The following is a 10,353-nucleotide window of genomic DNA, read 5'->3' as shown; positions in this document are numbered from 1 at the left end:
ACGACCCCTCACCCCGCGAATACGACCTCGCCGTCGCCCAAACCGTCCTCCACGTCCACAACCGCGTCACCGACCTCTACAACCACCCCATCAACCAGCTCGAACAACAACTCCGCCTCACCATCGAGGCCCTGCGGGAACGACAAGAACACGAACTGATCAACAACACCGACTTCGGGCTCCTGCACAACACCGACCTCAACCAACGCCTCACCACCCGCACCGGACCACCGACACCCTTGGACCTCGACGACCTGCTCTGCCGCCGCCGCAAAACCCGCTTCTTCCTCGCCCACCCCCACGCCATCGCCGCCTTCGGCCGCCAATGCACCACCCGCCGCATCTACCCGGATACTGCTGTCCTGGACGGCAAACGGGTCATCGCCTGGCGCGGAGTACCGATCCTGCCCTGCGACAAAATCCCCATCACCACCACCGGCACCACCACCATCCTCGCCATGCGCACCGGCGAAGACGACGCCGGCGTCATCGGCCTCCGACCCAAAACCCTCCCCGACCAATACCAACCCGGACTCAACATCCGACACATGGGCACCAACGAACGCGCCATCACCTCCTACCTCATCAGCGCCTACCACTCCGCCGCCGTCCTCGTCCCCGACGCACTCGGCGCCCTCGACGACGTCCAGGTCGGTCGCTGATGACCACCATGAACACGCGCACCGCCGCCCGTCCCCTGGCGGACGTCCTCGCGTGGAGCAAGGGGCTCGTCGAGCCGGCGCTGCGGACCGCCGCCGAGCGGCTGCCCGAGGCGATGCGGCGGATCGCCGCCTACCACTTCGGCTGGCAGGACGCGGCCGGGCGCCCGGCGGCCGGCGACGGCGGCAAGGCGCTGCGGCCGGCGTTGGTGCTGCTGTGCGCGGAAGCCGCGGGCGGGGAGGCGGCCGATGCCGTGCCCGCCGCCGTCGCGGTCGAGCTGGTGCACAACTTCTCGTTGCTGCACGACGACGTCATGGACGGCGACACCACCCGCCGTCACCGCGCGACGGCGTGGACGGTGTTCGGCACCGGGCCGGCGGTGCTGGCCGGGGACGCGTTGCTGAGCCTGGCGTTCGAGGTGCTGGCGCCGAGCGGCGCGGCGAACGCGAAGGTGCTGTCGGCCGCGACGCTGGCCCTGCTCGAAGGCCAGGCCGCGGACCTGGACTTCGAGCAGCGCGACGACGTCACCCCCACCGAGTGCGTACGGATGGCCGAGGGCAAGACGGCGGCCCTGCTGGGTGCGTCCTGCACGCTCGGGGCGGCCTTCGGAACGGCCGGCGCGGACCGCTTCGGCGCGTTCGGCCGCGCGGTGGGCCTGGCGTTCCAGCACATCGACGACCTGCTCGGCATCTGGGGCGACCCGGCCGTCACGGGCAAGCCGGTGTACTCGGACCTCCAGAACCGCAAGAAGTCCCTGCCGGTGGTGACGGCCCTGTGTTCGGGCACCCCCGCCGGCGCGGACCTCGCCACCCTCTACGCCCGCCGCGACCCCCTGGACGAATCCGACCTCGCCCGCGCGGCCTCCCTCGTCGACGCCGCGGGCGGCCGCCAGTGGAGTCAGGCCCAGGCGGAAGCATTGCTGGCCAAGGCGTTGCGCGACCTCACCACCGCCGCCCCACCTTCCCGGGCCACCGCCGAACTCGCCACCCTGGCCCGCCTCATCACCACCCGCACCCACTGACACCCGTACCGGAATGGACGACACGCGTACCCCGATGGACGACACGCGTACCTGGACGGACGACACGGCGAGCACGTGCCCGGCCCGGCGTGTCGTCCGTCTGCGTACGCGTGTCGTCCGTTACGGGCCGGGGCGGGTGAGGCCGGACTTGGCCGCGTTGAGGCTGAGGATGTTCTTGTCCGTGTCCTGGAGGGCCCTGGTGACCGGGGGCGACGGCGGGGATGTCGACAAGTCGATCAGGCGGATCGGGGCGTCCAGGCGGATCAGGGTCGGGATGTACTCGGCCTTGTCGACCTTCCAGCGGTCGCCGTCGCGGACGAAGCGGAAGCGGGCCGCCGCGCCTTCCTCCGTGTCGCCCTTGGGTTCGGAGTGGCGGGCGATGCTGTTGCCAAGGCCGTAGGCCACCCACTTGCCGCCGATCTTCTCGAACGGCTGGACCACGTGGGCGTGGTGGCCGACGATCAGGTCGACGTCGTCCGACGCCAGGATCTTCTTGGCCTGCGAGCGCTGTTCGGCCGTCGGGTCGTGCTGGTACTCCACGCCCCAGTGCAGGCTCGCGATGACGACCTGTGCCCCGGCCTGCTTCGCCTTGCGAGCCGCCGCCAGGACGTCGTCGACGTCGATCTGGTTGGCCAGCCACGGTTTCCCGGCCGGCACCTTGATGCCGTTGAACCCGAACGCGTACGACACCTGCGCGACCTTGACGCCGTGGACGTCCAGAATCAGCGGCTTCGCGGCCTCGGCCGCCGACCGCGCCGAGCCGGTGTGCTTGACGCCGATCGCGTCGAGCTTGTCCAGGGTGCGGGTGACCCCCTCGGCGCCCTGGTCGATCGTGTGGTTGGACGACGTCGAGCAGGTGTCGTAGCCGATGTCCTTGAGCGCGTCGGCGATCTCCGGCGGCGCGCTGAACGACGGGTACCCGCTGTACGGCCCGCCTTCCGGCGCCAGCGGCGTCTCGAGGTGGCAGATCCCGAGGTCGGCGCCGGAGATCAGCGGCTTGATCCCGGCCAGCAGCGGCCGGTAGTCGATCTTGCCGCCGCCGTCGGCCTCGGCCTGCTCGGTCAGCGCCGGGTGGATCAGGACGTCACCGGTGGCGACGACGCTGAACGACCCGTCGGGCGCGGCGGCCGAGGAGGAGGCCGTCGAATCCGGGAACGGCGTCGGCGCCGGCCCCTGCTGCGGCGGGCTGCTGCAGGCGGCCGCCAGGACGGCGATCCCGGCGAGCGCGGCGACGCGGTGCTTCGTCATCGGTCCCCCTAACGTGGTCCGGCCATCCTGCCAGCCGGGCGAATCGGACAGCCACGCCGTCCGGGTCCGCGATGAAACTTCCACCACAGTCGACAACACCGATCAGAACATTCGCACAGGACAAAACCGGACAACGCGCAGGACAGGCCGGAAAAAATACGATAATTGACTCCCCTGCTTGCCACGATGCAACTACGCAGAGTAGGTCTCGCTCCGCTAACTGCGCCTTGACGCTCCTCGAACGGGTGTTTTGTAATACGAGTCACTTCATGAACCCCGAACGAACCACTCGACCTCGGCCCCCATGGGAGCACTCGATGTCCACACACCCGCACAGGTTCCGGACCTGGAGCGTTGTTGGTTGTTGTTTGATTTCCGGTGCCCTGCTGGCGTCCTGCTCCTCCGGCAAGGACACCGCGGCACCGCAGCAGCAGGCACCCGCCAACGGCAAGGTCACCCTGTACTACCTGCAGAAACAGGGTGACCAGCAGTACTTCGTCGAGCAGGCCCAGGGCGCGCAGGAGAAGGCGAAGGAGCTCGGCGTCGAGCTCAAGGTGGTCAACCTCGGCCAGGACGCCAACAAGGCGATCACCGAACTCGACGCCGCGGTCGCGCAGGGCGCCAACGGCGTCGCGATCGTCGTCCCGGACCAGGCGATCGGCCCGCAGGTGATCGACAAGGCCAAGAGCGCGGGCATCCCGCTGATCGCTTCCGACGACGTCATCAAGGACGGCTCCGGCGCGAAGGCGCCGTTCGTCGGCTTCAACGGCAGCCAGATGGGCGACTCGGTCGGCACCGAGGCCGGGAAGCTGTTCAAGGCCGCGGGCTGGGCCGCCGCCGACACGAAGATCATCAGCGCGTTCAAGCAGGACCTGACCGTCTGCACGGACCGCGTCAACGCCGCGAAGTCCGCGTTCGCCAAGGCCGCGGGCGCCGACGTCCAGGTGATCGACGTCGGCACCGACAACTCCCCGGTCGACGCGCAGAACCGCTCCGGCGCGGTGATCGGCTCCAACCCGGGCGTCAAGCACTGGGTCGTCTGGGGCTGCAACGACGAGAACGAGACCGGCGTCGTCACCGCGCTGGCCAACTCCGGCGTGGCGGCGAACAACATCATCGGCGTCGGGCTCGGGGCCTACCTCGACTGCAAGGACTGGGCCGCCGGCAAGGACACCGGCAACAAGGCCGCGCTCTACATCTCCGGCGCCGAGGTCGGCCGCTCGGCGATCCAGGTGCTGGTCGACAAGGTCAAGAACGGCAAGGAACTGCCCGCCGAGACGATCGCCAAGACCACGATCGTCAACAAGGACAACTACAAGCAGGCCGGCGTCAACTGCACCTGACCGCCCACCCCTCGTGAGTGGTCAGGCGGGTTCCAACCCGCCTGACCACTCACGACCGCCGTACGGAAGGCGACCATGTCCAGCTCCCCTCCCGCACTCGCCGTCGAGGGCATCGGCAAGCGCTTCTCCGGGGTCACCGCCCTCGACGACGTCTCGCTGGAGTTCCGCTCCGGCGAAGTCCTCGCGCTGATGGGCGAAAACGGCGCCGGCAAGTCGACGCTCCTGCGCGTGCTGTCCGGCGACCAGGGCCCCGACGACGGCCGGCTGCTCCTGGACGGCACCGAGGTCACCTTCGACACCCCGCGCGCGGCGATGGCCGCCGGGGTGCGCGTGATCTACCAGGAACCCGAGATCATCCCGCACGTTTCGGTGGCGGAGAACGTCTTCGTCGGCGAACTCCCCGCGAAGGCCCGGGTGTTCAGCCGCCGCACGCTCACCAAGGCCACGCACGACGCGCTCGTCGAGTACGGCTTCGAAGGCGTCCTCAACCCGGCCACCCTCGGCGCCGCGCTCTCCCCCGCGCAACGCCAGCTCGTCGAAATCCTGCGCGTGCTCACCGCGGCCACCCCGCCCCGGGTCATCGCCTTCGACGAGCCGACGTCGTCGCTGTCGGAACACGAGGTCGAGGCGCTGTTCCGGCTGATCGGGCGGCTGCGCGACAGCGGGGTCGCGGTCGTCTACGTCTCGCACCGGATGAAGGAGATCTTCCAGCTCGCCGACCGCGTCGCGGTGCTGCGCGACGGCAAGCTCGTCGGCGTCCAGCGGGCCGCCGAGACCGACGAGGCCGGCCTGGTCCGGATGATGATCGGCCGCGACCTCTCCGCGCTCGAGCGCCGCGTCACCCAGGACACCGGGGACGTGGTCCTGAAGCTGACCGACGTCACGACCGACGACGTCACCGGGATCTCGCTGCAGGTCCGCGCGGGCGAGGTCGTCTGCCTGGCCGGGCTGGTCGGGGCGGGACGGTCCGAGCTGGCCCGCGCGATCGTCGGCGACCTGCCGATCCGGTCCGGGACCGTGGAGCTCGGCGGCAAGCGGCTGCGCGCGCACAACCCGGGTGACGCCGTCAAAGCGGGCATCGGCTTCGCGCCCGAAGAGCGCAAGACGGACGCGTTGCTCATGCAGCGATCCGTACGCGACAACGTCTCCATCGCCGTCCTCGATCGCCTCCGCCGCTTCCGGGTGGTGAAGCGGGCGAAGGAGCGCGCGCTCGTCGAGGAGTACGTACGCGAGCTTCGCGTGCGGACGCCGTCGATGGAGCAGGAAGTCCGGAAGCTCTCCGGCGGCAACCAGCAGAAGGCCGTCCTCGCGCGCTGGCTCGCGCGGCGGCCGAAGCTGCTGATCCTCGACGAGCCGACGCGCGGGGTCGACGTCGGCGCGAAGGCCGAGATCTACCGGATCATCGACGGCCTCGCCGCCGAGGGCATCGCGCTGCTGGTCATCTCCTCCGACCTGCCCGAGGTGCTGACGCTGGCCGACCGCATCCTCGTGATGCGCGCCGGGCGCCTGGCCGGCGAGCTCGGCCGCGAAGAGGCGACCGAGGAAGCCGTGCTGACCCTCGCCATCCCCGAAACCGAACCAGCCGTGGACGACGCCCAGGAGATCGGCGCATGAGCACCCCCACCAAGGAAACTTCGGCGCCCGCCGCCGCGCCGCAGCCGTCTGCCGCGCGGCGCGTGCTGACCGGCATCGGCGTCCAGAACTCCAGCCTGATCATCACGCTGATCGCGCTGGTGATCCTGCTGAGCGTGCTGAACGAGAACTTCTTCCGCACCAACAACCTGCTGCTCATCGGCAGCGCGATCACCATCATGGGCCTGCTCGCCCTGGTGCAGACGCTGGTGATCATCCTCGGCGCGCTGGACATCTCGGTCGGCTCGATGGCCGGCCTGGCGTCGGTGATCTCGGCGATGGTGTTCACCTCGACCGGCAACGCCGAGGTCGGCATCCTCGCCGCGGTCGGCGTCGGCATCCTCTGCGGCCTGGTCAACGGCATGATCATCATCTTCGGCCGGGTCAACCCGGTGGTCGCGACGCTGGCCATGCTCGCCACCTACAAGGGCATCGCGCAGGTCATCTCCGACGGCAAGGCGCAGGGCTACACCGGCGGCGACGACCTGTTCATCTTCCTGGCCAAGGGCGCGATCGCGGGCCTGCCGTCGCTGGTGTGGGTGTTCCTGATCGTCGCGGCGCTGCTGCACTTCCTGCTCAAGTACACCGACATCGGCCGCAACGTCTACGCCATCGGCGGCAACGACACGGCCGCGCGGCTGGCCGGCATCAACATCAACCGGTACATCATCGGCGTGTACGCGCTCGTCGGCGTGGTCGCGGCGATCGCGGGCGTGCTGATCACCGCCCGCACCGGCTCCGGCCAGCCGACGTCCGGCTCGGAAGGCCTGGAACTGCAGGCCGTCACCGGCGCCGCGCTCGGCGGGACGATGCTCAAGGGCGGCCGCGGGTCGATCATTTCGACCGTGCTCGCCGTGGTCATCCTGGGCGTGCTCGACAACGGCATGTCCGGGCTGGGGATCAACCCGTTCTGGCAGAACGTCGCCCACGGCGCGCTGCTGGTGATCGCGGTCGTGCTGCAGCAGCTGCGCAGCGGGGAACGGCGCGTCGGCCTGCCGGAGTGAACCTCCACGCCCGGATCGTCGACGAACTGGGCAGGCTCATCGTCGAAGGCGTCCTCGGGGACGGGCAGCCGCTCGTCCCCGAGGAGCTCGGCCGCCGGTTCTCCGCGTCCCGCACGGTGGTCCGCGAGGCGTTGCGCGTGCTCGAATCGAAGGGCATGGTCACCGCGCGCCCGCGGGTCGGCACCTGGACGCTGCCACCCGAGGCGTGGGACGCGATCGACCCGGACGTCATCGCCTGGCGCGTCGGCGGTCCCGGCGGCCGCGAGCACCTGCGCGAGCTCCTCGAGCTGCGGCTGGCCATCGAACCGCAGGCAGCGCGGATGGCGGCGCGGCACCGGCGTCCGGACGAGCTTTCGGCGATGGCGGCGGCCTACGCGCAGATGGCCGACGCGGTCGAGCGCGGCGAGGGCGAAGCGTTCCAGGACGCCGATTCGCGGTTCCACGCGGCGCTGATCCGGGCGTCGGGGAACACGCTGATCGCGCAGCTGCAGGTGCCGGTGGCCGCCGCTTTGCGGGCGCAGGGCGAGCCGATGGAGCTGGTGGCCCATTCCCGGGTGCTGACGCTGGTGCTGGCGAAGAACGCCGACGGCGCCGAGTCCGCGTGCCGCCGATTGCTGGAAACCGTTGCGGCGTACCGGTGATCGGTACCTTGACACGGTTACCGGGACGCGCTTCACTCGCTGCGGACGACCGCCGCCATGACCTGTTGAGGAGGACGCTTTTCATGCGTTTCCCGGGAATTCGCGGTTTCGGCGTGCTCGCGGCCGCGGCGGTGGCGGGCGGTCTCTTGACGACCCCGGTCGCGGCCGCCGCGACCTGCACGATCTCCGACGAAATGGTGTCCGCGGGCAACTACTGGGCCGCCAACGGCACCAACCCCGACGCACCGGACTGGCAGAACGCGACGTTCCACGTCGGCAACCTGGCCCTGGTCCGGACCACCGGCCAGTCCAACCACAAGACGTACCCGTGGGCCCAGGCCAACAAGTACCTGCTCCCCGAGGACCCGAAGCGGCCGTTCTTCCCGGACAACCAGGCCGCCGGCGAGGCCTACCTCGACCTCTACACGTACTTCCACCCGGAAATCCCCCTCGACTCGATCCGCACCCGGATCCAGGCCGAGGTGGCTTCGGTGCAGGCGGGTCACCGCGACTACTGGAACTACGCCGACGCGCTGAACATGGCGATGCCGTCGTTCGCGCGGATGAGCCTGATCGACCACAATCCGTCCTATTTGGACGCGATGGACCAGCTCTTCCGTTCGTCGGAACGCAAGCTGTTCAACGAGTTCACCGGCCTGTGGTACCGCGACGCACGGTTCAAGGGCTCGGGCGTGTTCTGGTCCCGCGGCAACGGCTGGGCCCTGGCGGCGCTGACGAAGGTGCTCCAGGTGCTGCCGGCCGACGACCCGCGGCGGCCGGAGTACCTGCGCGTGTTCAAGAGGATGGCTTCGACGTTGGCCCTGGCCCAGCGGCGTGACGGCTTCTGGAACTCGGACCTGCTGAACCCGTGGAACCACGGCGGCCCGGAGTCCAGCGGCACGGCGTTCTTCGCGTTCGGGATCGGCTGGGGCATCAACGCGGGCATCCTCGACGCGGCCCGGTTCCGCCCGGTGGTGGACAAGGCGTGGACGGCGCTGTCGACGAAGGCCCTGCAGGCCGACGGCAAGGTGGGGTACGTCCAGCCGGTGGGCGACCGCCCGGCGACGGCTCAGGCGACGGACACGTCGGCGTTCGGCGTGGGGGCGTTCCTGTTGGCGGGCCAGCAGGTGGCGAAGCTGCAGGGCTGTTCGGCTGCCTAGGCCCAAGTGCCCCAGTGATGTGACACTTCAGCGTAGGCAATCGCCAGGGTCACCGCGGGTCAGGGCCGGGTCCGACTGGGGGAAGGTGCGCGGCCACACCGGACACCGGCGTTCGACGTGAGCGCGCTCCTCCTGACGAGCCTAAGCCGAAACGCCCGACAGTGACACCGGAGCGTAGGCAATCGCCAGGGTCGCCGCGGGCCGGGGCCGACTGAGGAAAGGTGCGGGGCCACAACGGACGCCGGCGCGAGCGCGTTCCTGCTGGCGGGCCAGCAGGTGGCGAAGCTGCAGGGCTGTTCGGCTGCCTAGGCCGAAATGCCCCAGTGATGTGGCACTTCAGCGTAGGCAATCGCCAGGGTCACCGCGGGTCACGGCCGGGTCCGTCTGGGGGAAGGTGCGCGCCACGCCGGGGCCCGACGACCGGTGCTCGAAGCGGACCGTCACCCGGCCGTGGCCCGCGCCCTGGACCCAGCCCGTGCCGAACTCCTCGTGGACCACGTCGTCGCCCTGGCGCCACTCCGACGGCGGTGCCGCGGGGGACGGCGCCGGGGTGGACGACACCACCGTGGGGGCCGAGGGCGCGGCCAGGGAGAACAGCGCGTCCTGGTGGGGCACGGACAGCCCGCTGTAGGCCACCCCCGCCAGGCGGACGCCGCCGAACTCGGCCGGGTCGATCAGCAGGCGCTCCGCCGTCGCCGACAGCTCGGCCAGGTCGTCCGTGGGCGCGGAGATGGTCTCCGAGCGGGTCACCGTGTGCATGTCCGTGTGCCGGAGCTTGATCACCACCGTCCGCGCCACGCGGCCGGCCTTGACCAGCCGCTGGTGCGCGCCCACCGCGATCCGGCGGACCTCCGCCCGCAACGTCGGCAGGTCCTTGATGTCGGTGTCGAACGTCGTCTCGGCGCTGACCTGCTTGGTCTCGGCGCGGCCGGCCACCGGGCGGTCGTCGGCGCCGGTCGCCAGCCGGCGCAGGTCACGGCCGATCACGCCGCCGAGCGTCGCCACGGCGTCCTGTTCGGACAGTGCCGCCAGCTGCCCGAGCGTCTGGACGCCGATGAACCGCAGCTTCCCCTCCGCGACCGGGCCGATGCCCCACAGCGCGCGCACCGGCAGCGGCGCCAGGAACTCGCGTTCGGTGCCCTGCGGGACGACCAGCAGCCCGTCCGGTTTGGCCTCGTCGGAGGCGATCTTCGCGATCTGCTTGCCGTTGCCCGCGCCGATCGACGCCACCAGGCCGGTCTCCGCCCGGATCCGCGCCCGCAGCGACGCGCAGAACGCCGTCACCTCGTCGAAGGAAGCGCCGACCAGCGAAGGCGGTTCGGCGAAGGCTTCGTCGAGCGAGATCTTCTCCAGCACCGGCGCGACCTCGGTGACGACCGCGAACACCTCCTGGCTGAGCCGCTCGTAGACGCGGAACCGCGGCGGCACGATCACGCCGTTCGCCGGCAGCAGCCGCCGGGCCTGGGCCATCGGCATCGCCGAGCGGATCCCGAACGCCCGGGACTCGTAGCTGGCCCCGGCGACGACGCCGCGGGGCCCGGTCCCGCCGACGAGCACGGGACGGCCGGCCAGCGTCGGGCGGGTGAGCTGCTCGGCCGACGCGTAGAAGGCGTCCAGGTCGAGGTGGATCACCCAGCGGGCCAC

At 70.5% G+C, this 10,353-nt stretch carries 9 protein-coding genes; 7 read left to right on the top strand and 2 right to left on the bottom strand.

Features of this window, described 5'->3' with window-relative positions; genetic code table 11:
- Both H5965_RS38860 and H5965_RS38855 read left to right on the top strand, forming a co-directional pair.
- Nucleotides 1-662, top strand: a 662-nt coding sequence (locus H5965_RS38860; RefSeq protein WP_396136982.1) for a family 2B encapsulin nanocompartment shell protein, incomplete at its 5' end; no start/stop codon positions are given.
- Nucleotides 662-1,681: a family 2 encapsulin nanocompartment cargo protein polyprenyl transferase gene (locus H5965_RS38855; RefSeq protein ID WP_310976042.1), complete on the top strand. Its 1,020-nt coding sequence runs from the start codon at nucleotides 662-664 to the stop codon at nucleotides 1,679-1,681. The genes H5965_RS38860 and H5965_RS38855, both read left to right, overlap by 1 nt.
- Before the next feature lie 120 nt (nucleotides 1,682-1,801).
- Here H5965_RS38855 and H5965_RS38850 read toward each other — a convergent pair whose 3' ends face one another.
- Nucleotides 1,802-2,929, bottom strand: coding sequence for a CapA family protein (locus tag H5965_RS38850; protein ID WP_310976041.1), 1,128 nt, complete (start codon nucleotides 2,927-2,929; stop codon nucleotides 1,802-1,804).
- A gap of 368 nt (nucleotides 2,930-3,297) precedes the next feature.
- Between H5965_RS38850 and H5965_RS38845 the strand changes: the two genes are divergently transcribed.
- From H5965_RS38845 to H5965_RS38825, 5 genes are all read left to right on the top strand, one after another.
- Nucleotides 3,298-4,272, top strand: a complete 975-nt coding sequence (locus H5965_RS38845) for a substrate-binding domain-containing protein (protein ID WP_310976040.1) — start codon at nucleotides 3,298-3,300, stop codon at nucleotides 4,270-4,272.
- 75 nt (nucleotides 4,273-4,347) lie between these two features.
- On the top strand, nucleotides 4,348-5,886 hold the full coding sequence (locus tag H5965_RS38840) for a sugar ABC transporter ATP-binding protein (RefSeq protein ID WP_310976039.1): 1,539 nt from the start codon (nucleotides 4,348-4,350) through the stop codon (nucleotides 5,884-5,886).
- Complete coding sequence (locus H5965_RS38835) at nucleotides 5,883-6,908, top strand: ABC transporter permease (protein ID WP_310976038.1); 1,026 nt, start codon at nucleotides 5,883-5,885, stop codon at nucleotides 6,906-6,908. The genes H5965_RS38840 and H5965_RS38835 overlap by 4 nt, the downstream gene beginning before the upstream one ends.
- Nucleotides 6,905-7,549, top strand: coding sequence for an FCD domain-containing protein (locus H5965_RS38830; RefSeq protein WP_310976037.1), 645 nt, complete (start codon nucleotides 6,905-6,907; stop codon nucleotides 7,547-7,549). The genes H5965_RS38835 and H5965_RS38830 overlap by 4 nt, the downstream gene beginning before the upstream one ends.
- 83 nt (nucleotides 7,550-7,632) lie before the next feature.
- Nucleotides 7,633-8,709 (top strand): glycoside hydrolase family 88 protein, encoded by a 1,077-nt coding sequence (locus H5965_RS38825; protein WP_310976036.1) that lies wholly within the window; start codon nucleotides 7,633-7,635, stop codon nucleotides 8,707-8,709.
- A gap of 336 nt (nucleotides 8,710-9,045) precedes the next feature.
- On the opposite strand, the gene H5965_RS38820 is transcribed toward H5965_RS38825, so the two are convergent.
- Nucleotides 9,046-10,353 (bottom strand): DNA polymerase IV, encoded by a 1,308-nt coding sequence (locus H5965_RS38820; protein ID WP_310976035.1) that lies wholly within the window; start codon nucleotides 10,351-10,353, stop codon nucleotides 9,046-9,048.

The sequence above is a fragment of the Amycolatopsis sp. 505 genome (assembly GCF_031625235.1).
Classification (GTDB): Bacteria; Actinomycetota; Actinomycetes; order Mycobacteriales; family Pseudonocardiaceae; genus Amycolatopsis.
This window is presented reverse-complemented; position numbering and strand designations above follow the sequence as displayed.